18 protein-coding genes are annotated in these 25382 nt (G+C 64.1%); 12 read left to right on the top strand and 6 right to left on the bottom strand.

The annotated features are described in order from the left end of the window. Positions 1-121: 121 nt before the first annotated feature. A complete protein-coding gene (locus tag ACZ9GA_RS12380) occupies positions 122-382 on the bottom strand; it encodes a DUF1652 domain-containing protein (RefSeq protein WP_455921109.1) in 261 nt (86 codons plus the stop codon). A gap of 378 nt (positions 383-760) precedes the next feature. Here ACZ9GA_RS12380 and ACZ9GA_RS12375 point away from each other — a divergent pair, with 378 nt between their 5' ends. Both ACZ9GA_RS12375 and ACZ9GA_RS12370 read left to right on the top strand, forming a co-directional pair. Further along, the gene (locus ACZ9GA_RS12375) at positions 761-2386 is read left to right on the top strand and encodes a methyl-accepting chemotaxis protein (RefSeq protein WP_476226459.1); all 1626 of its coding nucleotides are present in this window, start codon (positions 761-763) and stop codon (positions 2384-2386) included. Between the two features lie 57 nt (positions 2387-2443). Next, entirely contained in the window at positions 2444-3637 is a 1194-nt protein-coding gene (locus ACZ9GA_RS12370; RefSeq protein WP_457362400.1) for a pyridoxal phosphate-dependent aminotransferase, read from the top strand. A gap of 248 nt (positions 3638-3885) precedes the next feature. On the opposite strand, the gene ACZ9GA_RS12365 is transcribed toward ACZ9GA_RS12370, so the two are convergent. Beyond that, the gene (locus tag ACZ9GA_RS12365; protein ID WP_457362401.1) at positions 3886-4602 is read right to left on the bottom strand and encodes a tetratricopeptide repeat protein; all 717 of its coding nucleotides are present in this window, start codon (positions 4600-4602) and stop codon (positions 3886-3888) included. Beyond that, positions 4602-6854 carry a TonB-dependent receptor gene (locus ACZ9GA_RS12360; protein WP_457362402.1) on the bottom strand — a complete coding sequence of 751 codons (2253 nt, stop codon included), beginning with the start codon at positions 6852-6854 and terminating at the stop codon, positions 4602-4604. The genes ACZ9GA_RS12365 and ACZ9GA_RS12360 overlap by 1 nt, the downstream gene beginning before the upstream one ends. 249 nt (positions 6855-7103) lie before the next feature. Between ACZ9GA_RS12360 and ACZ9GA_RS12355 the strand changes: the two genes are divergently transcribed. Further along, the gene (locus ACZ9GA_RS12355) at positions 7104-9308 is read left to right on the top strand and encodes a TonB-dependent receptor (RefSeq protein WP_457362403.1); all 2205 of its coding nucleotides are present in this window, start codon (positions 7104-7106) and stop codon (positions 9306-9308) included. Between the two features lie 301 nt (positions 9309-9609). On the opposite strand, the gene aceE is transcribed toward ACZ9GA_RS12355, so the two are convergent. Then, complete coding sequence (gene aceE, locus ACZ9GA_RS12350; RefSeq protein ID WP_457362404.1) at positions 9610-12279, bottom strand: pyruvate dehydrogenase (acetyl-transferring), homodimeric type; 2670 nt, start codon at positions 12277-12279, stop codon at positions 9610-9612. Positions 12280-12379: 100 nt separating this feature from the next. On the opposite strand from aceE, the gene ACZ9GA_RS12345 reads away from it, so the two are divergent. After that, the gene (locus ACZ9GA_RS12345; RefSeq protein ID WP_457362405.1) at positions 12380-12820 is read left to right on the top strand and encodes a MarR family winged helix-turn-helix transcriptional regulator; all 441 of its coding nucleotides are present in this window, start codon (positions 12380-12382) and stop codon (positions 12818-12820) included. 114 nt (positions 12821-12934) lie between these two features. On the opposite strand, the gene ACZ9GA_RS12340 is transcribed toward ACZ9GA_RS12345, so the two are convergent. Both ACZ9GA_RS12340 and bamA read right to left on the bottom strand, forming a co-directional pair. Beyond that, positions 12935-14635, bottom strand: a complete 1701-nt coding sequence (locus tag ACZ9GA_RS12340) for a tannase/feruloyl esterase family alpha/beta hydrolase (RefSeq protein WP_457362406.1) — start codon at positions 14633-14635, stop codon at positions 12935-12937. Positions 14636-14780: 145 nt separating this feature from the next. After that, complete coding sequence (gene bamA, locus ACZ9GA_RS12335; protein ID WP_457362407.1) at positions 14781-17147, bottom strand: outer membrane protein assembly factor BamA; 2367 nt, start codon at positions 17145-17147, stop codon at positions 14781-14783. 225 nt (positions 17148-17372) lie between these two features. On the opposite strand from bamA, the gene ACZ9GA_RS12330 reads away from it, so the two are divergent. From ACZ9GA_RS12330 to ACZ9GA_RS12295, 8 genes are all read left to right on the top strand, one after another. Continuing rightward, positions 17373-18056, top strand: a complete 684-nt coding sequence (locus ACZ9GA_RS12330) for a response regulator (protein WP_457362408.1) — start codon at positions 17373-17375, stop codon at positions 18054-18056. Next, positions 18053-19318: a HAMP domain-containing sensor histidine kinase gene (locus ACZ9GA_RS12325; protein ID WP_457362409.1), complete on the top strand. Its 1266-nt coding sequence runs from the start codon at positions 18053-18055 to the stop codon at positions 19316-19318. Before ACZ9GA_RS12330 ends, ACZ9GA_RS12325 begins: the two co-directional genes overlap by 4 nt. A gap of 199 nt (positions 19319-19517) precedes the next feature. Then, positions 19518-19727, top strand: a complete 210-nt coding sequence (locus ACZ9GA_RS12320; protein ID WP_457362410.1) for a hypothetical protein — start codon at positions 19518-19520, stop codon at positions 19725-19727. A gap of 2 nt (positions 19728-19729) precedes the next feature. Further along, a complete protein-coding gene (locus tag ACZ9GA_RS12315; RefSeq protein WP_457363746.1) occupies positions 19730-20137 on the top strand; it encodes a hypothetical protein in 408 nt (135 codons plus the stop codon). Between the two features lie 162 nt (positions 20138-20299). Then, on the top strand, positions 20300-21646 hold the full coding sequence (locus ACZ9GA_RS12310) for an MFS transporter (protein ID WP_457362411.1): 1347 nt from the start codon (positions 20300-20302) through the stop codon (positions 21644-21646). A gap of 92 nt (positions 21647-21738) precedes the next feature. Beyond that, the gene (locus ACZ9GA_RS12305; protein WP_457362412.1) at positions 21739-22986 is read left to right on the top strand and encodes an OprD family porin; all 1248 of its coding nucleotides are present in this window, start codon (positions 21739-21741) and stop codon (positions 22984-22986) included. Positions 22987-23046: 60 nt separating this feature from the next. After that, positions 23047-23454 carry a protein-tyrosine phosphatase family protein gene (locus tag ACZ9GA_RS12300; RefSeq protein WP_457362413.1) on the top strand — a complete coding sequence of 136 codons (408 nt, stop codon included), beginning with the start codon at positions 23047-23049 and terminating at the stop codon, positions 23452-23454. A gap of 209 nt (positions 23455-23663) precedes the next feature. Then, a complete protein-coding gene (locus ACZ9GA_RS12295) occupies positions 23664-25295 on the top strand; it encodes a methyl-accepting chemotaxis protein (protein ID WP_457362414.1) in 1632 nt (543 codons plus the stop codon). Positions 25296-25382: the final 87 nt, after the last annotated feature.

Below are 25382 nucleotides of genomic sequence, written 5' to 3'. Positions count from 1 at the left end.
TGCACTGTGGGAGCCTGCCTTTGTAGCAGCTGCCGAAGGCTGCGTCACAGGCGGTGCGGTGGATCAGCCAGTGCGCGGTGTCTATGACGCGACCTCCGGCCGCTGCTACAGGTTGCGGAGCTCAACCAAACGCCGACAACGAATGCGGTGGCACGAACGCCTCCAGCTCCGCTTCCACCGCTTCGATGATGCGCTCCACATCCGCCGCATTCATGACCGTGGCGCAGGGGATACCGGCGATGGCGATCAAGGTCTCGCCACTGGCCCGGTCAAACAGGCGCGCCACCATGCTGCTGGGCGCGTCCATGCTGCCCTCGAACCCCATGGGGTGAAAATGCCAACGCATCACCTGGCAGGCGTTGGGGAAAGTCATTTTATTCATTGTGCCACCTCTGCATCGTGCAGCTTGGCCGGGGGGCGGTGCCCCACCGTTTCGAGACTGTAAAAGTAGCATTGGGGGAGGGCTGACATGGAACTTTTTTAAATGAAAATTCCTCTTAAGGCGAATTTCTTGATGCAGGTCATAAAATTACCGACAAATGGCGGTGGTATTACATTGCCATGTTTTCCGCGCAAACGTTTCACCTGAATAACCTGGACTAACCCGTTAAAGAAAGTTCTGTTTATTTCAAATAAGCCCCTCATTTTTCTAACGTTCTGCCGATAGCTCTGGTAAGGCACGCCACTGTTCACCACGCGAGCCTATTGCGTGATTAGAAAGCATGGATGCCGTGTCTCCCCTGCCTGCGAGAGTTAATCCATGTCCCTACGAAATATGAATATCGCGCCCCGTGCGTTCCTGGGTTTCGCCTTCATCGCCTTGCTGGTGGTGGCACTGGGCATTTTTGCCTCCAACCGCATGGCGCAAATTCGCCAGGCGTCGATCGATATGCAGACGGTGCAACTGCCCAGCGTCAGCTTCCTGGGCAATATGGTGGAAGGTGTTGTACGTTTGCGCGTGACTTCTTTCCGTCTTCTGGTCAATCGCGAACCGGAAATGATCACCGATACCGACACCCGTATTGGCGTGCTGGTGGACAAACTCAAACTGGCGCAGCACAACTACGCCATATTGCCCGCCGGCCCGGAAGAGCAGGCGCTGTACCGCGAGTTTGAAAGTTCGCTCAACACCTACCTGCAGCTGCAAAGCCGCCTGCAAGACCTGTCGCACCAAAACAAGCTGGAAGACATGCGCACCTTGCTCAACACCGGTATCAAGGACGGCTCCGACAAGATGGGTGACCAGCTCAACCGGCTGGTGGCCATCAACCAGGCCGGCGCCAAGGCGGCCGGCGAAGAGGCCGCTGCTCAATACAGCCTGGCCAACTGGTGCGTGATCATCGTCTCGGTCATCGCCTGCCTGATGACCGTGCTGCTGGCCTGGTTGCTGACCCGCAGCATCGTCAACCCGCTGAACATTGCCGTGAAAGCCGCCCAGACCATTGCGGCCGGCAACCTGACCCAGGCGATTGTGGTCGACGGCAGCGACGAGCCGGCGCAACTGCTCAAGGCCCTGGGCCAGATGCAGGGCAATCTGCGCCAGACCATCGAACAGATCGCCGGCTCCGCCACGCAATTGGCCTCGGCCGCCGAGGAACTGAGCGCGGTCACCGAAGAAGCCTCCAAGGGCCTGCTGGCGCAGAACCAGGAAATCGAGCAGGCCGCCACGGCGGTGAATGAAATGACGGCAGCGGTGGAGGAGGTGGCGCGCAACGCCGTGTCCACCTCCCAAGCGTCGCAGGAGTCCAACCAGGTGGCGCTGCAAGGCCGCGACCGCGTCAGCGAAACCGTGGGCGCCATCCAGCACATGACTCAGGATGTGCAGCAGACGTCGGTGCTGATCGAAGGCCTGGCCGCCCAGGGCCGTGACATCGGCCAGGTGCTGGACGTGATCCGCGCCATCGCCGAGCAGACCAACCTGCTGGCCCTGAACGCGGCTATTGAAGCGGCCCGTGCCGGTGAGGCCGGGCGTGGTTTTGCTGTGGTGGCGGACGAGGTGCGGGCCTTGGCCCATCGTACCCAGCAGTCGACCCGCGAGATCGAGCAGATGGTCAACGGCATCCAGAGCGGTACTGGCGAGGCGGTGCAGTCGATGCAGCAGAGCAGCCACCGCAGCCAGTCCACCCTGGACATGGCCCGTCAGGCTGGCACCGCCCTGCAGCAAATCACCGAATCGATCTCGCTGATCAACGAGCGCAACCTGGTCATCGCCAGCGCCTCGGAAGAACAGGCTCAGGTGGCCCGCGAAGTGGACCGCAACCTGGTCAATATCCGTGACCTGGCCAACCAGTCCGCCGCCGGTGCGCACCAGACCAGCGCCGCCAGCCACGAACTGTCGCGCCTGGCCGTGGGCCTGAGCGGCATGGTGTCGCGTTTTGTGATTTAACTGTACGTGCGGCGGTGATAGGGTCAGGGCCCGCGACCTTGCATAAAGGATACATGCATGCGTTATTCCGCCCTGACCCAACGCATTGCCGGCGACGGCGCCGACGCCTGGCACATTCATTACCGCGCCCTGCGCCTGATCGAACAGGGGCAGGACGTGATCCTGCTCTCGGTGGGCGATCCGGACTTCGATACCCCGTCGCCCATTGTCGAGGCCGCGGTGCACAGCCTGCGCGCCGGCCATACCCACTATTCCGAAGTACGCGGCAACCTGGCGCTGCGCCAGGCCATCGCCCGTCATCACGGCCAGGCCAGTGGCCGCCACGTCGATGCTGACGAAGTGGTGGTGCTGCCCGGCGCCCAGTGTGCGGTGTTCAGCGTGGCCCAGTGCCTGCTGCAAGCCGGTGATGAAGTGCTGGTGGCCGAGCCCATGTATGTCACTTACGAAGCCGTGTTCGGCGCCTGCGGGGCCACCGTGGTGCCGGTGCCCTTGCGCCCGGAGCACGGCTTTACGCTGCAGGCGGCCGACCTGGCGGGCCGTATCGGTCCGCGTACCCGCGCGGTCATGCTCAACAGTCCCCACAACCCCACCGGTGCCAGCATCCCCCGGGCTACCTGGCAGGCCGTGGCACAGTTGTGCATCGAGCATGACCTGTGGCTGATCAGCGATGAGGTGTACAGCGAGATGCTGTACGACGGCGAGCACATCAGCCCCGCCAGCCTGCCGGGCATGGCCGAGCGCACGGCGACCATCAACAGTCTGTCCAAGTCCCACGCCATGACCGGTTGGCGGGTGGGCTGGGTGGTGGCGCCGGTGGAATTGGCCAGTCACCTGAATCATCTGGCGCTGTGCATGTTGTACGGGTTGCCGGATTTCGTGCAGCACGCCGCCCAGGTGGCCATCGAGGCGCCGTTGCCGGAGCTGACGGCCATGAAAGCCACCTACCGCGAGCGGCGTGACCGGGTGTGCGCCGCGTTGCGCGATTGCCCGGGGGTGAGGGTGGTCAAGCCTGATGGCGGCATGTTCGTGATGGTCGACATCCGCGAGACCGGACTCAGCGCCCAGGCGTTTGCCGATCGCTTGCTGGATGAGCATGGGGTGGCGGTGTTGGCGGGTGAGGCGTTCGGGCCGAGTGCGGCGGGTCATGTGCGGATGGGGTTGGTGCAGAGTGCGGATCGGCTGGAGGAAGCTTGCCGGCGGATTGCTCGTTGTGCTGCCTGGGTTCTGGAGCAACAGCCGGTAGTGCGGTGAGGCCGCTGGCCTCTCGCGAGCAAGCTTTGCTCCCACTGTGCAAGTCCTTGCACCGGTGGTTGGCGCGACACTGTGGGAGATTCTATGGTGCTGGGCAACCTGTAGCAGCGGCCGTCAGGCCGCGTCGCTGACGCCGCGCACTGTCTGATCCACCGCGCCGCCTGTGACGCAGCCTTCGGCAGCTGCTACAGGGGTGCGGCGTACACTGTGGGAGCAAAGCTTGCTCGCGATGAAGACGACGCGGTGTATCAGGCCTCGGCCAGCTTCTGATCGATGGCCGCAATAACGGGGGCAAAGATCGCCTCGGGCAATGCCGCCAGTGCTTCACGCATTTTCACCAGGAACGCCGGTGTGGCGGTGCGGGTAGCCCGGTGCACCCAGCTCGCGGCCTCCTGCAGCCGCCCGCGACGCACCAGCATAGACGCATAACTGCACTGCCCACGAAAATCCCCCGCCAGGGCCGAGCGCTGGAACCAGCTGAAGGCCGCGTCCAGGTCTTGCTCCACCACCCAGCCTTCCTCGTGAAAACGCCCCACCAGGTTCATGGCCTTGGCATGCCCAGTGTCGGCCGCACGCTGGTACCAGCCCAGCGCCGCCGGCATGTCTTTGGCCACGCCGCGGCCCTGGCTGAGCAGGTTGGCGTAGTTGTACTGCCCCCAGTCCAGCCCGCGCTCGGCACAGGCCCGGTAATGCCGCGCCGCCATGGCCAGGTCAGGCTTACAGCCCCAACCCAGCTCCCGGCAACGGCCCAGCATGTTCAGCGCCGCCAGGTGCCCGGCAGCGGCGGCGATGCCGAACCAGCGCAAGGCCAGCGCCGCATCGCGTTCGATGCCATGGCCGTCCAGCAGCACCTGGCCCAGGCGCGCCTGGGCCTCCACGTTGCCCGCCGCTGCCTGGTCCAGCAGCAGGCGGGTCACCGCGGTGCGATCCTGCACGCCCAGGCGCAGCACCGGGTCGGTCAGCATCAGAAGCGGTACTCGGCGGTCACCGTGGCACCGCGACCGTCGCCCGGCAAGCCGTAGCCACGGCCGTTGTACTCGGTGTAGTAACGCTTGTTGAAGAGGTTGGTGACGTTCAGGCGCACATCGATGTTCTTGTTGATGGCGTGGGTGAAGGCCATGTCGTGGACCACGTAGTCGGGCAGGGTGGTCTTGCTCTTCGCCGTGGTGGCCGAGTCGGCGCCGGTGCCAGTCCCCTGGTAGATGTCCACGGTGTCCTCGTAGCGCACGCCGTAGCTGAAGGTGTTGTCGCCCGGCAGTTTCCAGGTGTTCCACAGGCTGATGGTGTGCTTGGGCGTGTTGGCGATGCCCACGTCATCCTCGGACGTGGCGTTGGCCGCCTTCAGGGTTTTGCTGTCCTGGTAGGCATAACCGCCGTAGATCGACCAGTAGCGGTTGATGTTGCCCGCCACGCCCAGCTCCAGGCCGCGCACGCGCTGCTCGCCGCCCACGTTGAGGGTGGCGCCGGTGTCGTCGTCGGTGTAGGTCAGGTTGCGCTTGGTTTCGTACAGTGCAGCGGTCAGGCTCAGGTTTTCGTTGAACAGGTCCCACTTGGTGCCCAGCTCCACGGTCTTGCCGTGCTGGGTGCTGTCGCCGGTGCTGGTGCCGGTCTGCGCGATGGCGGTCAGGCTGCTGGGCTGGCGCGCGTTGGCGTAGCTGAGGTAGATACTGCCTTCTTCCACTGGCTTGTACACCAGGGCGGTGTGCACGCTGTTGAGCTTGTCCGACTCGGACGAGTCGCCGCCGTCCACCCACGCGGCAGTCTGGCTGCTGCGCGACCAGTTGCTGGTGATGCGTGAATCGTAGTGGTCCTGGCGGCCGGCCAGGTGCAGTTGCCAGTGGTCGTTGAAGGTCAGCGTGTCGAGCAGGTAGAACGCAGTGTCCAGCTGTTCGGCCGAGACCGAGGCACTGGTGTAGCTGTTGGCCGAGTACGGGTACTTGGACCAGCTGTTGCTGTCGGCGGTCAGCTCGGTCATGGTCGCTGCGTCGGCGGCGGTGAGCTTGAGGGTGTCCTCCTGCAGCGTCTGCTTGCTGTACTCAACGCCCGTGACCAGGGTGTGGCCAATGCCGAAGGTGTCGAACTTGAAGGTCAGGTTGCTCTGGTCGCTCCAGGTGGCGTTGGTCTGGTCGCGGCCCGGTGTGCTCAGGTAGCGGCGGTACACGCCCTTGTAGGCCATGATGCCCGGTGCGGGGCTGTTGGCGCCCAGGTAGGTGCCGCCCGGCGTGGTCACGAAGTAATCGTGGTCCAGGTGGAAGTACGTCATCTGGTTGTCGAAGGTAACGTTGTCGTTGAAGTCGTGAGCGAACCTGAAGCTCAGGCGATGCGACTCGTTGTTTTCCTTGTCCAGGTTGCGCCAGCCCCAGTAGCTGCTCCAGCTGCCCAGGCGGTGCGGGCTGCTGCCGTAGCTGCCGTCGACCGTGGGGATGCCGTAGTCGGTGTTGCCGTTGTCGTGGATGTATTCATAGGCAATGGTGGCGCGGGTGTCGGTGCCCAGCCCCAGCGACAGCGATGGCGCAAAGCCGTTGCGCTCACGCTGAATCCAGTCGCGGCCGTTCTCGCCACCCTTGTAGCCCACCACGTTGAGGCGGAAGGCGGCGCCTTCGCCCAGGCCGTCGAGGGTGTGGTTGATGTCCAGGGTGCTGCGCTTGTAGTTGGCCGTGCCCACGCCCACGTCCAGGGTGTCGAAGTCCTTGAGCTCCGGGGTCTTGGTGACCATGTTGATGGCGCCGCCGATGGCGCCCACGCCCCAGCCCGAGCTGCTGGAGCCCTTCATGACTTCCACCTGCTCGGTGTTGAACAGCTCGGAACGGGTGTACTTGGCCGGGTCGCGCACGCCGTCGCGGTAGATGTTGCCGTCGGCGCTGAAACCACGAATGTTGATGCTGTCGCCTACGCCGCCACCGCCTTCGCCGGAGTTGAAGGTAATACCGGGCACGTTGCGCAACACGTCCTGCAGGTCCTGGGCGTTCTGTTCTTCCAGTACGCGCTTGGGCACCACGCTGATGCTCTGCGGGGTGTCGCGCAGCGCTTCAGTGAACTTGCTGCCCGACAGTTTATCGGTCTGGTAGGGCGAGTCCTGGGTGTCTTCGATCACCGTCTGGTTCAGTTGCAGGGTGGTCGGCACCTCGTCGGCGGCGTAGGTCAGGCTGCTCAGGGTGGCGACGGCCATGCCCAGGGACATGTCCAGGCGGGGGTGGGAAGGGCGGGTGCGGGTCATGAAGGGCTCGTGGGCGGAGGTGATGGTAAATAACAACGATTCGCTTTCATAACATTTTGCAATAATTCCCCCCGACGAATGGTTAATAAAATCTCAGCTTTGTTACCTGAACGGCGTTTGTATCAATCATGTAACTGGAAACGATTCGCAGTAGACATGCAGTTGTAAATGGTAGGTCTTATCATTCGCGGTGGAGGCATTGTGCTTTCAAGGGGCAGCGCCCCATTCCCTTCCCGTGCAGGATTGACCATGTACCCACCTGTTTGCCCACGCGTTCCGTTTCGGCCCACGATGCTTGCCTTGCTGTGCTCGCTGGCCCTGACGGCGCAGGCGGCCACTGAAACCAACTCGCAGGATGCGACCGCACAGCAGGGTGATGGCACCCTGCAGTTGAGCGACGTGAACATCTCTGCGCAGTCGGTGACTGCCGCGCCTGCGCTGCCAACGGCTTACGCTGGCGGCCAGGTGGCGCGGGGCATGCAGATGGGCGTGCTGGGCAACCAGGACATCATGGACACGCCGTTTACCAGCACTGCCTACACCTCCGAGTTGATCGAGAACCAGCAGGCCGAGAACATCGGCGACGTGCTGCTCAACGACTCCTCGGTGCGCCAGGCCTCGGGCTATGGCAACCAGTCCCAGGTGTTCATGATCCGTGGCCTGCCGCTGGCCACCGATGACATTTCCTTCAACGGCCTGTACGGCATGCTGCCGCGGCAGATCATCTCTACCGACGGCATCGAGCGGGTGGAAGTGTTCCGCGGGCCGAGCGCCTTCACCAACGGCATTACGCCAACGGGCACCGGCCTGGGCGGTTCGGTGAACCTGCAACCCAAGCGGGCAGATGACACGCCGTTGCGCCGGGTGACCACGGATATCAGCAACAACGGTCGCTTGGGCGAGCACCTGGACATTGGTCAGCGCTTCGGTGAAGACAATCAATTCGGCGCGCGCATCAATATCGGCCAGCGCAGCGGCAACACCGGCGTGGACCACGAGAGCCAGAAGGAGCAGGTGTTTACCGCAGGCCTGGACTATCGCGGTGACCGGCTGCGCCTGTCTGCCGACCTGGGCTATCAGAAGGAAGACATCGACGGTGGGCGTAACTCGGTGTTCCTGGGCGGCGATGTCACCAAGGCACCGAAGGCGCCATCCTCGACCAGCAACGCCAACGCCAAGTGGGCCAATACTTCGCTGGAGGATACCTACGGCATGCTGCGTGGCGAGTACGACCTGAGCGACAACTGGACGGCCTACGCCGCCGGTGGCTACAAGCACACCCGCGAGAACGGCCGTTATTCTTCGGTGACACTGACCGACAATGTTGGCGGTGCCACCGTCACCGGGTCCGAGATTCCTCATGATGAGGACAACACCAGCTTCTCGGCCGGGCTCAATGGCAAATTTCAGACCGGTGCTGTCAGCCATCGGTTGAATATCGGCATGGCTGATATCTGGGCGCAGCAGCGCAGTGCCTATGACTTTGACCTGACCGGGGAGTCGTCGAACCTTTATCACCCGGTGGCTACGGATAAGCCGACTTATACCTTCCCGGGCGGAGACATGAGCGATCCGGGTATCACTGGGAAGACCTTTAATCGCAGCCTGGCAGCTTCCGATACGGTTGGGTTCCTGGATGATCGCGTGTTGGTGACCGCTGGGCTACGTCACCAGCAACTGGTGGTAGAGGGTTATGACTACAACTCTGGCGATCGCAATGCCAACTACGAGAAGACGATTACCACGCCGGTCTTCGGCCTAGTCATCAAACCCTGGGAGCATGTGTCGTTCTACGCCAACCGCATCGAAGGACTGGCGGCTGGCGACACTGCCTCCTCGACCGCGAGCAATGTCGGCCAGACTTTCGCGCCGGGGCGCACCAAGCAGGTCGAAGCTGGGGTTAAAGTCGACATGGGTACTTACGGTGCCACTTTGGGTGTCTACCGTATGGAGAAACCCACCACGGGCTACGTCAACGGTGACAACCTATACGTGCAGGACGGTACCCAGATCAACAAGGGTGTGGAGTTCAATGCCTTCGGCGAGCCGGTCAAGGGCCTGCGCATCCTGGGCGGCGTCACCGTCATGAAGACCCGTGTGGAAGACACCCAGAACGGCACCAACGACGGCAACCGCGCCATCGGCGTTCCTACCTTCCAGCTCAACGCCGGCGTGGACTGGGACGTACCGGGCCTGGAAGGCGTGTCGCTGAACGGCCGCATGCTGCGTACCGGTGGCCAATATGCAGACGCGGCCAACACCATCAGCCTGCCCACCTGGAACCGCTTCGACGCGGGCGCCCGCTACGGCTTCAAGGTCGACGAGCGCGACGTGGTGCTGCGCGCCACCGTGGAAAACGTGTTCAACAAGGACTACTGGGCCTCGGCCCAGGGCGGCTACCTGACCCAGGGCGAGCCCCGGGTGATGAAGCTGTCGGCGTCGGTGGATTTCTGATCGCTGCCTGACCAGTATCGTGGGAGCAGGGCTGACTTGTGGCAGGCCTCAAGGGCCTCTCGCGAGCAAGCTTTGCTCCCACAGTGTTGAGCCAACTATAGGTGGTAGGCCTTGCACTGTGGGAGATTCTATGGTGCTGGGCAACCTGTAGCAGCGGCCGTCAGGTCGCGTCACAGGCGCCGCGCGCTTACTGACCCACCGCGTCGCCTGTGACGCAGCCTTCGGCAGCTGCTACAGAGGCGAGGCGTACACTGTGGGGGCAAAGCTTGCTCGCGATGAGGCCCTCGAGGGCGCCACAGAGTTACACGGTGGCAGGATCTGTTTTGCCCGGGTCGATCTGCAGATCGACCAAGGCCTGCGCCACCACACCACGCTCAATCACGCCCTCATCGGCCAACGCCTTCAACGCCGCCAGCACGACAAACTGGCGGTCCACCTCGAAATGCCGGCGCAACGCCTCGCGGGTATCCGACTGCCCGAACCCGTCCGTGCCCAACGCCACCAACCTGCGGCCGTGCACGAACGGCCTGATCTGGTCGGCGAAGATCTTCATGTAATCGGTAGCCACCACCACCGGCCCCTGGCGCCCGGCCAGGCAATCCTCCACGTGACAGCTACGCGGCGTCTGCCCCGGGTTGAGCAGGTTCCAACGCTCCACGGCCTGCCCCTCACGGCGCAATTCCGTGAAGCTAGTGGCACTCCACACATCACTGTTCACACCATAATCGCGTGCCAATATTTCCCCAGCCGCGATCACTTCACGCAGGATCGAACCACAGCCCATCAACTGCACATGCGGCCGGCCCGGCTCCACCGCGGTGGTGGTCAGCGGGTACAGGCCTTTGAGAATGCCCTCGGTCACGCCCTCGGGCATGTCCGGCTGCCGGTAGTTTTCGTTGAGCAGGGTGATGTAGTAGTACACATCCTCGTTGTCCACGTACATGCGCTGCATGCCGGCCTGGATGATCACCGCCAGTTCATAGGCATAGGTCGGGTCGTAGGCCACGCAGCAGGGGATGGTCGAGGCCAGCACATGGCTGTGGCCGTCGTCATGCTGCAGGCCTTCGCCCATCAGCGTGGTACGCCCGGAGGTTGCGCCCAGCAGGAAGCCCTTGGCCCGCGCATCGCCGGCCGCCCAGGCCAGGTCGCCGATGCGCTGGAAACCGAACATCGAGTAGTAGATGTAGAACGGCAATGTGGCCACGCCATGGTTGGCGTACGAGGTGCTGGCGGCGATCCATGACGACATGGCGCCGGACTCGTTCAGGCCCTCCTGCATGATTTGGCCGTCCTTGCTTTCCTTGTAGTAACTCAGCTGCCCGGCGTCCTGCGGGGTGTACAGCTGGCCCACGTGGGAGTGAATGCCGATCTGGCGGAACAGGCTCTCCATGCCGAAGGTGCGCGATTCGTCCGGCACGATAGGCACTACCAGCTTGCCGATGTCCTTGTCCTTGAGCAGGGTGCCGAGGATGCGCACAAAGGCCATGGTGGTGGAAATCTCGCGCTCGCCGGTGCCCTTGAGCTGCGCTGCCAGCGCTGACAGCGGGGGGATGGCCAAAGGCGCAACCTGGGCATGACGCGCTGGCACGTAACCGCCCAGCCGCGCGCGGGCGGCCTGCAGGTAGCGGGCTTCCTGGCTGTCGGCGTCGGGCTTGAGGTAGGGCAGTTCGGCCACCTGTTCATCGCTGAGGTTCAACTGGAAGCGGTCGCGGAAAGCCTTCAATGCGTCGAAGCCCATCTTCTTCTGCTGATGATTGATGTTCTGGCCTTCGCCGGCCTCGCCCATGCCGAAGCCCTTGACCGTCTTGGCCAGGATCACCGTGGGCGCGCCGCTGGTGCGCATGGCCGCCGCGTAGGCGTTGTAAACCTTGAGCGGGTCGTGCCCGCCGCGCGACAGCTTCCAGATCTCGTCATCGGACATGTCCGCCACCAGCTCCAGCAGCTGCGGGTACTTGCCGAAGAAATGCTCGCGCACGTAGGCGCCGTTCTGCGACTTGTAGTTCTGATAATCGCCGTCCACGCACTCCATCATGCGCTGGCGCAGCAGGCCGCTGCGGTCCTTGTCCAGCAGCCGGTCCCAGCCGCTGCCCCAGATCACCTTGATGACGTTCCAGCCGGCAGCGCGGTACAGCGCTTCAAATTCCTGGATGACCTTGGCGTTGCCGCGCACCGGCCCGTCCAGGCGCTGCAGGTTGCAGTTGACCACGAAGATCAGGTTGTCGAGCTTCTCACGCCCCGCCAGGCTGATGGCCGCCAGCGACTCGGGCTGGTCCATCTCGCCGTCGCCCAGGAAGGCCCAGACCTTGCGCCCCTGGTGCTCCTTGAGGCTGCGGTTTTCCAGGTAGCGCATGAAACGCGCCTGGTACGCCGCACTGATCGGCCCCAGGCCCATGGACACCGTGGGGAACTGCCAGAACTCGGGCATCAGCCGTGGGTGCGGGTAGGAGCTGATGCCGTCGCGGTCGGTTTCGCGGCGGAAGTTGTCCAGCTGCGCCTCGCTCAGGCGGCCCTCCAGGAAGGCGCGGCCGTAGATGCCGGGCGAGGAGTGGCCCTGGATGTACACCAGGTCGCCGGCGAAGCTGTCGGTGCGGCCGCGAAAAAAGTGATCGAAGCCCACGTCATACAGCACCGCAGCCGAGGCATAGCTGGCGATGTGGCCACCCACGCCCGAATGTTTGCCGGCGCGCAGCACCATGGTCAGGGCGTTCCAGCGGATCAGGGCGTTGATGCGTTTCTCGATGCCCAGGTCGCCCGGGTAAGGTTTCTCGCGGTCGGGGGTGATGGTGTTGACGTAGGGGGTGCTGACGCGGCCGTGAAAGTCGCCGTGGCGGGACACGTCGAAGTCCAGCAACTGGTCGATCAGGTAGTGGGCGCGGCTGCGGCCCTGGACGTCGATGACTGACTCCATGGAATCCAGCCACTCGCGAGTTTCCTGGGGGTCCTGGTCAAGAAACCTCGATTGCTCGTTCATCATTCCTCCTGAAATATGATTGCAAATGCAATTACAGTCCCGAATCTAGACTCGGATGCCGTACAATTGCAACTACATTTATTCCACGGCAGGAGCTCCCATGGCCCAGGGCCAAGCTGATCTTTGGTTCAACTTCGTGCGTGCGCACCGCTCGCTGATCCGTGAAATCGAGCGCCGGTTGGCGGCTGAAGCGTTGCCGGCGTACGCCTGGTACGACGCCCTGTGGGGCATTGAAAGCGGGCCCCAGGGCACGCGGCGCATGCATGAATTGGCCGACGTGATGGTGATCGAGCGCTATAACCTGACGCGCCTGGTGGACCGGCTGGAGGCTGAAGGGCTGGTGCAGCGCCGTCGCGCCGAGGGCGATGGGCGAGGGGCCACGGCGTGCATCACCGACAAGGGCCGCGCGCTGCGCAAGCGCATGTGGGGGGTGTACGAGGGGGCGGTGAAGGAGTTGTTCCTGAGCCAGTTCGAGGCGGGGCAGGCGCAGGTGTTTGCCGAGACGCTGGAGCGGGCGCGGTTGGCAGCTAATGGCGAATGATTGAAGCCTGGGCCAGTTCCTATGTGTGGGACCGGGCGAAGCTCGGGAAGAGGCCCGCCAGATCGACGGCGTCGTTCGCTTCCCGAGCTTCGCCCGGTCCCACAGGGGATTGTGTTATGGCAGTGGTTTGTACGGTTTGAAGAAGTCATTCCCCAACCAGTCTGGCGTCGGCGCCGTGCTGATTGGCCCACCCCGATGGTAACTGCCCGCCACCTGCGGATCGCCCTTGCCGTTGTAAACCGCCACATACGGGAACGGATACAGCGGCCGCGTGCGCCCGGCATTGGCCTGGTCAGCCGCGCCCACCGGCAGGCTCATCGGCCCCATGGGCGGCAGCTTGCCTTTCAAAGCACCGGCTGGCGGGACCATCGGCGCGCCGAACCCCGGCGCCTTGGCGTTGGCCTGTGTGGTCAAGATCGCATCCGGCGCCTGTTGACGCTCCACCCAACTCATCATCGGCGTCAGCAAGTCCAGCTGGCTGGGGCCTTCGCCGCCGTTGCAGTGGTGCACACCGGGCAGCAGGTACAAGCGTTCAAACTGATCGACCCGCGCCTGGCCCATCTGCTTCACCACCGCCTGGTGATACGCCAGGCTGTTGAGCGGCGAGATGTGCGGGTCAGCCCAGCCGTGCCAGATGATCAGCTTGCCGCCACGTCCGGCAAAGGCCGACAGGTCGGGGTTGGTGGCGTCGTACAGCGGGTGCAGGGTGCGCAGTTGATCGAACGTCGCCTGGTCGAAATGGGCGTCCGCCAGGGTCAGGGTGCGCGCAGGGTTGGTCGCAAAGCTGACGTTCTGCAAGGCATCCAGGGCAATCTTCTGGCTGAAGATCGGCTGCTCGGCCGACATGGGCACGAACACACCACCCCAGGCCAGTTCGGAACCCGGTTGCGGACCGCCGATGGTCAGGCGCTTGCCGCTGGCGTCATGGGGGCCGTCGTAGAGCTTGCGCACGGCGCCGACTTCGGCAGCGGTGAGGCACTGGCTGCTGTCTTGCCCAGCCTTGCATTGAATAACCGCTGGGTCGAAGTGGCACGCACGCGGATCACTGATCAGCCGGTCAGCCTGGCCGTCCAGGGCGTCGCATTGCTTGAGCACGGCTTCATGCAGCAACGACAGGCGCCCGGCCACCAGGATCGGTTTGCCGTTGGCGTCTTCGTTGGCGTGGGCCTGCCAGGCGTGGTACAGCCCGTTCTGCACCTGGAAGTTCAGGGCCGCGGCGCCGGCGATGATGCCGTTGAAGTCGTCGGGGTAGCGCTGGGCTTCCATCAACGCTTCGCGGCCACCGTCCGAGCAGCCGTTGAAATAGGCATAGGCGGCGGGCTGGCCGTAGAACGCCTTGATCAACTGCTTGGCCAGCAGGGCGGTGAGGTGCTGGCTGCGGTAGGCGAAGTCCACGCGCTTCTGCGGGTCCTGGCCGAATTCGCTGCTGTTGCCCTCGTGGCCCATGTTGGTGGCACCGGTGACGAAGGCGCCGGTGTCCAGCGGGGCGCAGCCTTGGGCTGCGCCGACCTGGGTGGAGATGTTGCCGCACAGGCCGCCGCAGCCTACCTGCAGGTAACGCTGGGTCCAGGCGGTCATGGGCAGGCTGATACGCACGCCGATGCTGGGGGCCAGGGTGGCCAGCACCACGCACTGGCCGGCGTTTTCGCTGGCACTGTCGACGTGGCTGCCGGCGCCGCCCAGGGCGGTGAGGTCCTGGGTTTTCAGTGCGGTGCACGATTGCGTGGCGGGCACGGCGGGCAGGGCGGCGATGTCCTGGGCGTGGGCGGTGAGCGATAGCAGCGCCAGCATGGCGCCGGCAAGCAACGTTTTCATAACGCGATGGTTCTCCTGAAATGCTGTAGCCCCGTGGGAGTGGGCTCTGCCCGCGAAAAGGCCACCTCGGTGTGCCATTGGCTTGCCGGGGCGGCATTCGCGGGTAGAACCCGCTCCCACGGGGCTACGAATATGCGGCGATTTTTTAGAACGTCTGGCCCAGCGAGAACTGGAACACTTGGGCTTCGGAGCCGCTCGGGCTGCGGATCGGCAGCGCCAGGCTGAACGTCAGCGGGCCCAGTGGCGAGTACCAGGTGGCGCCTACACCGATCGACGCGGCCATTTCATCCAGGCTCACGTTGCCGCAGTTCTGTGTGGTAGCAAGGTAGCACTTGTCCGAGTACACCGTACCGAAGTCCCAGAAAATCGAGGTCTGCAGCGACTTCTGGTCCTTGATGAACGGCATCGGGAACAGGTATTCGGCGCCGCCGGTGATCAGGATGTTGCCGCCCAGCGAGTCGGTGCTGCGGTCAGAGTAGTATTCCTGGCCCATCGACGAGTAAGTGCCGGTGGCCGGGGTGCTGCGCGGGCCCAGGGTGCCGCTCTTGAAGCCGCGCACGCTGCCTTCGCCGCCCGCAGTGTAGTTCTCGTAGAACGGCAGGCCGTCGGTGGAACCGTAGCCGTTGCCGTAGCCCAGCTTGGTGTGCAGGCGAATCGAGGTGTTGCTGCTAGTGGGAAGGAAGGTCTGCCCGGTGTAGTCGACCTTGTAGAAGGTCAGGTCACTGCCCGGCACCGTGGCCATGAAGCTCAGGCTCTGGGAGTGGCCACGGTTGGCCAGCACGCCCCGGTTGAGGGTGGATTCGGACCAGGCCACGCTGGCCTTGAGGTTGGTGAAGCTCTCGCCGTTGCGCTCGATGAAGTCGTAGATTTCGTCGGCGCTGTAGGTGCCCGGGCTGATCTCGTCGTGCTGCAGCGTCAGGCCGTAGGTCATGCGCGTGGTTTCACTGATCGGGTAGCCGAACGTGGTGCCCATGCCGTAGCTATTGATCGAGTAGTACGACACGCCGTCGTCGTAGTAGTCGTTGTAGTCGGTCTTGTTGAGGAACAGGTTGTAGCCCAGGCTCACGCCATCGGGCGTGAAGTAGGGGTTGGTGTAGGCGAAGTTGTACTTGGTCTGGTACTCGGATTTGGTCAGGCCGATGCTGGCGTAGTTGCCGGTGCCCAGGAAGTTGCTCTGGGTGATCGAGCCGCCCAGGATCAGGCCGGCGCTCTGGGCAAAGCCGACGCTGGCGGTAATGGAACCCGAGGCCTGCTCTTCGACGCTGTAGTTGACGTCGACCTGGTCGTCCTTGCCGGGCACCCCCGGGGTTTCGACGTTGACGGTCTTGAAGAAGCCCAGGCGTTCAAGGCGCGTCTTCGACTGGTCGATCAGGTAGGTCGAGGCCCAGCCGCCTTCCATCTGGCGCATCTCGCGGCGCAGCACCTTGTCGTCGGTCTTGGTGTTGCCCACGAAGTTGATGCGGTCCACGTAGGCGCGTTTGCCTGGTGCCACCACGAAGGTAATATCGACCGTATGGTCGTCATCGTGGGTTTCCGGCACGCCGTTGACGTTGGCGAAGGTGTAGCCCTCGTTACCCAGGCGGCGGGTGATCAGCTCGCTGGTGGTGGTCATCAGCTTGCGCGAGAACACCTGGCCTTTCTGCACCAGCAGCAGGGCGCGTACCTGGTCTTCGGGGGCCTTGAGCTCGCCCGACAGCTTCACGTCGCGCACCGTGTAGCGCTGGCCTTCATTGATGTTGACGGTGATGAAGACGCTTTTCTTGTCCGGGCTGATGGACACCTGGGTGGAGGTGATGTCCATGTTGATGTAGCCGCGGTCCAGGTAATAGGAGCGCAGCTTCTCAAGGTCACCGGAAAGCTTTTCGCGTGCGTACTTGTCATCGTTCTTGAAGAACGACAGCCAGTTGCTGGTCTTGAGCGTGAACTGGTCGGTCAGATCCTGCTCGGAAAACACCGTGTTGCCCACCACGTTGATGTGCTTGATGGCGGCCACGCTGCCTTCGTCGATCTTGATCTTCAGGCTGACGCGGTTGCGCGGTTGCGGCACCACCTCGGCGTCCACGGTGGCCGAGTAACGGCCCTGGGCCACGTACTGGCGCTGCAGTTCGTTGCGCACGCCTTCCAGGGTGGCGCGCTGGAAAATCTCGCCCTCGGCCAGGCCCGACTGCTTGAGGCCCTTGGTCAGGTCTTCGGTGCTGATGGCCTTGTTGCCCTCGATCTCGATGGCCGAGATGGACGGGCGCTCCACCACGTTGATGATCAGGATGGTGCCGTCACGGCTCAGGTTGATGTCCTGGAAAAAACCGGTCTTGAACAGGGCACGGGTGGACTCCACCAGGCGGCTGTCGTCGGCTTGATCGCCCACGTTCAAGGGCAGGGCACCAAATACACTGCCGGCGGACACCCTTTGCAGGCCGTTGACACGAATATCGGAAATCTTGAACGCTTCGGCGTGCACCAATGTGGCATTGGCCACCAGTACAGCCGTGCAGAGCAGGCGCGACACATTCATCAGGACATCTTCCAGGACGCTTCGACAGACAGCCCAGGCGCACCGCACGCGGCTCGCGGTGACGCAAGGCGCCGCGCGGTCGCTTGGCTTGGGGGGTGAAGCATAAAAGGCCGGGAAGTTCGGTGCGGTTAACCGAATGTCAAGTTAGGTAAAGGTTGCGCAAGTGGCGGTGACGGCAATCGGGACTACGGTGATAATCCAGCGATATTCATTCAAGAGCGCGCCATGATTTCCGTATTGCTTGTCGACGATGACGAGGAGCTGACCGAGATGCTCAGCGAGTACCTGGAGCGCGAAGGCTTCTGCGCCACCGCCGTGCACACGGGCGAGGAGGGCGAGGTGCAGGCGCTGTCCGGGCGCTACAGCATCGTGGTGCTGGACGTGATGCTGCCGCGCCTGTCGGGCATCGAGGTGCTGCGGCGCATCCGCGCCAGCAGCCAGGTGCCGGTGCTGTTGCTGACCGCGCGCGGCGACAACATCGACAAGATCACCGGGCTTGAGCTGGGCGCCGATGACTACGTGCCCAAGCCCAGCTCACCGGGCGAGCTGGTGGCGCGCCTGCGGGCCATCATGCGCCGCGTGCAGCCCCATGACGCGCCGTCCGCCGACATGATCCGCACCGGTACCCTGATGCTGTGGCCGGGCAAACGCCAGGCCACCTGGCAGGGCAGCGAGCTGGACCTGACCAGCACCGAATTCAGCCTGCTGGAAGAGCTGGCCCGGCACGCGGGTCAGGTGGTGAGCAAGCAGAACCTGTCGATCAATGCCCTGGGCCGGCCGCTGACCCGCTACGACCGGCGCATCGACGTGCACATCAGCAGCATCCGCCAGAAACTGGGGCCCCGGCCCGACGCCAAGGCCTGGATACAGAGCGTGCGCGGCCTGGGCTACCTGTTGATCGCCGAATGATCAGGCCCAGCCGGCTGTTCTGGAAGCTGTTCCTGGCCTTCTGGCTGGCCACCAGCCTGACCTTCCTGGTGGGGCTGGCGATTCTGCTGCTGGGCCGCTTCTTCCCCGGCGACCCGCAGATTGGCACGGTGTTCTTCAATACCCAGCACGTCATCGAGCGCTTTGGCGTGGAGGCGGGCAAGCCGCTGTTGACGGTGTGGGCCGACGACCTGCACGGCAAGCAGATCGGCCTGTATGACCAGGACGGGCAGTTGCTGGCCGGCAAGCCCGTGGCGGCGGACACGTACAGCCTGCAGGTGACCGACAAGGATGGCCGCACGGTATGGCTGCGCGCCCCGGAAAACCCCGGCTCGCCCGAAGGCAAGGGCCCCAGCCACGCCATCCCGCTGGTGGTGGGCACGGTCATGAGTGCGCTGTTCAGCTGGTACCTGGCCTATTACCTGGTGTGGCCGCTGGTGCACCTGCGCCGCGCCATGCGCAATGTCGCCCAGGGGCGTTTCGAGACGCGGGTCAAGCCGATCATGGGCAGCCGTCGCGACGAGATCGTCGACCTGGCCGAAGACTGCGACCGCATGGCCACCCAGCTCAAGCTGCTGGTGGACGCCCAGCAGCATTTATTGCACGACATCTCCCACGAACTGCGCTCGCCGCTGACGCGCATGCGCGCCGCCATCGGCCTGTTGCTGCAGGCCCCCGAACGCCTGGAAATGCTGGGGCGCATTGAGCGCGAGTCCGAGCGCATCGACATCCTGATTGAAGAGCTGCTGACCCTGGCCCGCGTCCAGGGCCGCCCCGAGAGCCTGGACAGCGAGCGGCTGGACGTGATCGAACTGCTGGCCGATATCACCCAGGACGCGCAGTTCGAGGCGGGCATGAAGGAGTGCCAGGTGTCGTTGCAGGCACCGGCCAGTTTTGTCAGCCGGGTCAGTGGTGAATTGCTGTACCGCTGTTTCGAGAACGTGGTACGCAATGCCGTGCGCTACACCCGGCCCTCGACCACGGTGTGCGTGGTGGCCAGCGTTGATGCGGCCAGTGAGGCACTGCATGTGCGCATCACCGACCAGGGGCCCGGCGTTGAGCCGGACCGCCTGCAAAGCATCTTCAACCCCTTCGAGCGCGGCGCCGACCAGTTGGCGGCAGGCTTCGGCCTGGGGCTGGCGATTGCCCAGCGGGCGGTGGAACTGCATGGCGGGCGCATCAGTGCCAGCAACCGGCCTGAAGGCGGGTTGAGCGTGGACATCCACCTGCCGCGCCGGGATTGAGACGGCGTCGCCTGCATCGCGACTAAAGTCGGCTCCTACACGCCGTTCGTGGTAGGAGCCGGCCTTGGCCGCGATGAGGCCCTCAAGCCCACCCCAAAACCCAGCCCATCTTTACCCAATATTACATCCCCTTGACCGCCTTTAATCCGCCCCCCGCTTAAGCTTTGCCCCGAGGCGCCAGTTGCGCCCGGAGGTGGAGATGAAAGACCTGATACGCAACCTTGGTTTGACCTTCCTGCTGGACCAGAAAAAAGTCGACGGCCCGTACACCCCCGTCCCCGTGTTCCCGGCATTCAGCACCTACTGCGACTTCAACGTGGTGCAGGCCCAGGTGGCAGGCTATGCCTTCGGCTTCAGCCACCCGGTGGCGGTGCAACTGCCGTGGCAAACGGTGGAGGGCGCACTGTGAAGATGAAGCGCAAGCTCAAGGTCCGTCCCAAGCCGCTGATTGAAGAAGTGCCGGTCGACGTTCAGGACGCCCTGCAGGACCAACTGCGCGCCTACCTGGGCCGCGGCTTCACCCCGGTGCTGCTGGGCAGCGGCGGGCGCGACGGCTCACGGCGCTACCACCTGCAGATCCACCATGACAAAAGCGGCCAGTACCTGGAACTGCACGGCGACTTCGACGCCCACTGCGCCGAAGCCATTTTCAAAGTCGCGCACCAGCTCAAGACCATGGTGCAGCCCACCGCCCACAGCCTGGGCAGCAACGTGCGCCTGATCGCCCGCTTCACCGACCTGCCATGCCCGGATGCAGTGCAGGGCGCCGCCCTGCGCATCAGCCAGCAAACCCGCCGCTTTCAGTTCGCCAAGGACTGAAAGCGGCACGCCCGTCCCACCCCGATAAACAAATCACATACCTGCTTAAGCAGAACCCGCAGGCGCCCCAGCCACCTCTCCACGTACAGTTTGTTCCACTGCTGCAAACCGATGGCCCATAGAGGCCACGGCAACCTTACAAAAACAACAAGGTATACAACTATGCGTAACGACGCCGTCGACATCAAAGCGTGGATCGACACTCGGCCGGTGGGCTCCTACCAGTGGCTGATCATGGTGCTGTGCTTCCTGGTCGTGGTTTTCGATGGCCTGGACGTGGCCGTGATGGGCTTTATTGCACCTTCCCTGACCCAGGAATGGGGCCTGACCAAAGCCGCCTTTGGCCCGGTGATGAGCGCCGGCATGATCGGCCTGGCCATCGGTGCCCTGACCGCCGGCCCCTACGCCGACCGCCTGGGCCGCAAGAAAATCCTGCTGATCGCCGTGACCGGGTTCGCCGTGCTCAGCCTGGCCTGCGCCTTTGCCCGCAACCCCTGGGAACTGGCCGGCCTGCGCCTGCTGTCAGGCGTTGCCCTGGGCGCCGCCATGCCCAACACCACCACGCTGCTGTCCGAGTTCCTGCCACAGCGCAACCGCTCGCTGTTCATCACCGTGATGTTCACCGGCTTCAACCTGGGTTCGGGTGGCGGTGGCCTGGTGGCGGCCTGGCTGATTCCGTTGCACGGCTGGCAGTCAGTGCTGCTGGTGGGCGGTTTGCTGCCCCTGGCGTTGCTGCCGTTCCTGTGGCTGCTGCTGCCCGAGTCGCCACGCTTCCTGGCCAGCCGCAACGCCCCGGCCGCCGATATCGCCCGGGTGCTGAACAAGCTGGGCGGCAACTTCGACGCCAACACCGTGTTCACCCTCAGCGAGCCACCGGCGCAGAACAAGGCACCGATCAGCAAGCTGTTCACCGACACCTACCGCGCCGGCACCCTGGCCCTGTGGACCACCTACTTCATGGGCCTGATGGTGATCTACCTGACCATGGGCTGGTTGCCGACGCTGCTGCGTGACGGCGGCTTGCCGATCGAACGCGCTGCCACTATCACCGGCCTGTTCCAGATCGGCGGCACCGTGGGCGCCATCGTCGTGGGCTGGATCATGGACCGTCGCAATCCCAACCGCGTCATCGCCACCTCGTACGCCCTGGGCGGCGCATGCATCCTGCTGCTGGGCGCCTTCAGCCTGGAGTCGAGCTTGCTGGCCGTGGGCGTGATCGCCGCCGGCTTCTTCATGAGCGGCGCGCAGACCGGCCTGAACGCCTTTGCACCTGGTTACTACCCCACCGATTTCCGTGCCACCGGCGTCAGCTGGATGCTGGGCATCGGCCGCTTCGGCGCCATCTTCGGTTCGCTGATCGGCGGCGCGGTACTGAGCATGGGCCTGAGCCTGCCCGCGCTGTTCGCCATGCTGGGCGTGCCGGCCTTCTTCGCCGCCGTGGCGATCCTGCTCAACGGCGTGGCCAAGCGTCGCGCTGGCCAGGCACTGGCCGCCAGCCCAGCCGCCTGATCCCCCCCGCAACCCTTTCTGCTTCACCTCCGGCGCCCTGTCTACAGGGCGCACGGAGCCCCTTTGCCGCACACAAATGGAAAACAATAACAATGAAAAAGACCTTCAACCCGCGTGTTGTCAGCACCCTGGCCCTGATGGCCGCCTTGCCTCTGGACGGCATGGCGGAAGGCTTCGTCGATGACGCTACCGTCAACCTGAACCTGCGCAACTTCTACCTCAACCGCAACTTCACCAACCCGGGGTTGGCGCAGAACCAGGCGGAGGAGTGGACCCAGAGCTTCATCCTCGACGCCCGTTCGGGCTTCACCCAGGGCACGGTCGGTTTTGGTGTCGACGTGCTGGGCCTGTATTCGATCAAGCTCAATGGCGGCGGCGGTACCGGCGGTTCGCAATTGCTGCCGGTGGACAAGGACGGCGACCCGGCGTCCACCTTCGGCCGCCTGGGCGTGGCCGGCAAAATGCGCATCAGCAAGACCGAGCTGAAGGTGGGCGAGTGGATGCCGGTACTGCCGATCCTGCGTTCAGACGATGGCCGCTCGCTGCCGCAAACCTTCCAGGGCGGGCAGGTCACTTCCAAGGAAATCGCCGGCCTGACCCTGTACGGCGGCCAGTTCCGCCAGAACAGCCCGCGCAATGATTCGAGCATGACCGACATGTCCATGCAGGGGAACACCACCGGCACCTCCGACCGCTTCAACTTTGCCGGCGGCGAGTACACCTTCAACGACAAGCACACCCTGGTCGGCGTCTGGAACGCCCAGCTCAAGGACATCTACCAGCAGCAATACGTGCAACTGCTGCACAGCCAGGCCGTGGGCGACTGGACCCTGGGCGCCAACCTGGGCTACTTCTGGGGCAAGGAAGACGGCGCGGCCCTGGACGGCGACCTCGATAACCGCACCATGTCGGGCATGTTCTCGGCCCGCTACGGCGGCGGCACGCTGTGGGTCGGCCTGCAGAAACTGACCGGCAAGAACGCCTGGATGCGCGTCAACGGCACCAGCGGCGGCACCCTGGCCAACGACGCCTACAACTCCAGCTTCGACAGCGCCCAGGAGCACTCCTGGCAGCTGCGCTATGACTACAACTTTGCCGCCCTGGGCATCCCTGGCCTGACCTTGATGAACCGCTACATCAGCGGCAGCAACGTGCACACCGGCACCATCACCGACGGCAAGGAATGGGGCCGCGAGAGCGAAATCGCCTACACCCTGCAATCGGGCACCTTCAAGGACCTCAACGTGCGCCTGCGCAATTCCAGCATTCGTCGCGACTACAGCACCAACGAGTTCGACGAAAACCGCCTGATTGTCAGCTACCCGATATCGCTGTTCTGACCGCAGGCCCCCCGCTTGCGGTAACATGGGCGTTTTTCCCGCATTACGGAACAGCGCCCCATGGCCTCCACCCACAAGCAAGACAAACGCGCCGCGCGCGCCAAGACCAAGGCCAAGCAGAACCGCGTCAAGCGCGCCGTCGCCCCTGATGTAGAACTGGACCCGAACGATCAGCGCATCGACTTTGAATCGGTGGACCTCACCGAGCTGTTCAAGCAGATGCGCGACGCCGAAGCGATCAGCCAGCGTGCGATGTGCAAGGCGTTCCTGTCGCACCCGCTGCTGGTGCTGGTGTTCGAACAGGAAGGTGACGAAGGCGCCATGGACTTCATCCTCGCCGCCTTGCTGGAATACCGCCAGTGGTCGGCCGGCGCCGACGAAGCCCAGGCCCTGGCCTGGATCGAATCGCCGCAGTTCCAGGCCGACTACGTGGCCGCCTCCGACGAAATCGCCGCCGAAAACGCCTGACCGGTAACACACAGACCTCTGTGGGAGCGGGCTCTGCCCGCGAATGGGACACCGCCGTTCTTCTGGACCTGCGCGGTGCGGCCTTCGCGGGTAGAACCCGCTCCCACGGTTTGCAGGGCAATTCTGCCTATTCCCGGACCCACCCTTCAGTTCACCGCCCCCGCGCCGATGCCTTGCCAATAACTACAAGCAAAGCAGGAGTCGCGGACATGAAGATGCGCAACCTTACGATCAGCGGGCGTCTGTGGCTGATCCTGGCAGTGGCGGCGTTGATGCTGTGTGCGATGGCGGCGGCGATGGTCAAGCAGATCCACGATGATCTGTACGACGCCCGCGCCCAGGAAACCATGCACGTGGTGCAGACCGCCAGCGGCCTGCTGGACTATTACCAGCGTCTGGAAAGCGCCGGCACCCTGAGCCGTGCCCAGGCGCAAGCGCAAGCCATCGAGGCGATTCGCGGGCTGCGCTACAACCAGACCGACTACTTCTGGATCAACGACCTGCACCCGGTAATGATCATGCACCCGGCCAAGCCCGAGCTGGTGGGGCAGGACCTGTCGCGGGTGAAAGACCCCGACGGCGTCGAGGTGTTCAACGCCATGGTCAAGGTGGCCCAGGCCCAGGGCGCCGGCGTCGTCAATTATCGCTGGCCCAAGCCCGGCGCCAGCGACCCGGTGGCAAAGACCTCCTATGTCAGCCTGTTCGCGCCGTGGGGCTGGGTCATCGGCTCGGGCGTGTATGTGGATGACGTTGAAGCCCAGTTCCACCAACAGCTGTGGAAGGCCGTGGCGATTACCGCCGGCATCATCCTGATCATGGCCGCGCTGCTGACCCTGATCGCCCGCAGCATCATCGGCCCGTTGAACGCGGCCGTGCAGGCCATGGCGCAGATCGCCAGCGGTGACAGCGACCTGACCCGGCGCCTGGAAGAGCAGGGCCGTGACGAGATCACGCAACTGGCCCGTCACTTCAACGCCTTTGTCACGACCTTGCGCCAGGTGGTCAGCGACCTGCAGCAATCGGCCACGCACCTGGGCCAGGCCTCGGGCGAACTGGAAGTCGACGCCGATCAGGCCCAAGTGCGCAGCCAGCAGCAGTCCCAGCAAATGGAACTGGTGGCCACTGCGGTCAACCAGGTGACCTATGGCGTGCAGGACGTGGCCAAGAATGCCGAGCATGCGGCCAGCGAAATGCGCGACGCCGAGTCGGAGGCCCAGCGTGGCCAGGCCAACATCGACAGCAGCCTGCGCCAGATCGACCAGTTGTCCGGCACCATCGACCAGGCCGTGGAAGTGATCCGCACCCTGGCCACGGAAAGCGTGCAGATCGGCAGCGTGCTGGAGGTGATCAGCTCGATTGCCGAACAGACCAACCTGTTGGCACTCAATGCGGCCATCGAGGCGGCGAGGGCGGGTGAACAGGGGCGTGGCTTTGCCGTGGTGGCGGACGAGGTGCGCTTGCTGGCCCAGCGCACGCAGAAATCCACGGCCGAAATTCAGGCCATGACCGAACGCTTGCAGCGTCATTCCGACGCGGCGGTGAAGGTGATCGGCGACAGCAGCCGCGCTTCGCAACTGACGATCGAGCAAGCCAACCTGGCGGGGCGCAGCCTGACCTCGATCAGCCAGGCGCTGAATAAACTGAACGGTCTGAATGCCTCGATCGCCAGCGCCACCTTGCAGCAGTCCCACGTGGTGGAGGACATCAACCAGAACGTCACCCAGGCGGCGGAGTTGTCACGCAACGCCGCGCTGGCAGCCGAGCAGTCCAACAGCGCCAGTGCGCAGCTCAAGGCCCTGAGCCAACAACTGGACGGCGTACTGCGCCGCTTCCGCGTGTAAAACCCGTAGCCGCTGCCGCCAGGCTGCGCTGGCCCTGTACCTCGCTGGAGATCTCCAGTGTTCACGCAGGCCAGCGCAGCCTTCGGC

Source organism: Pseudomonas sp. TE3644, from assembly GCF_056278815.1.
This window is presented reverse-complemented; position numbering and strand designations above follow the sequence as displayed.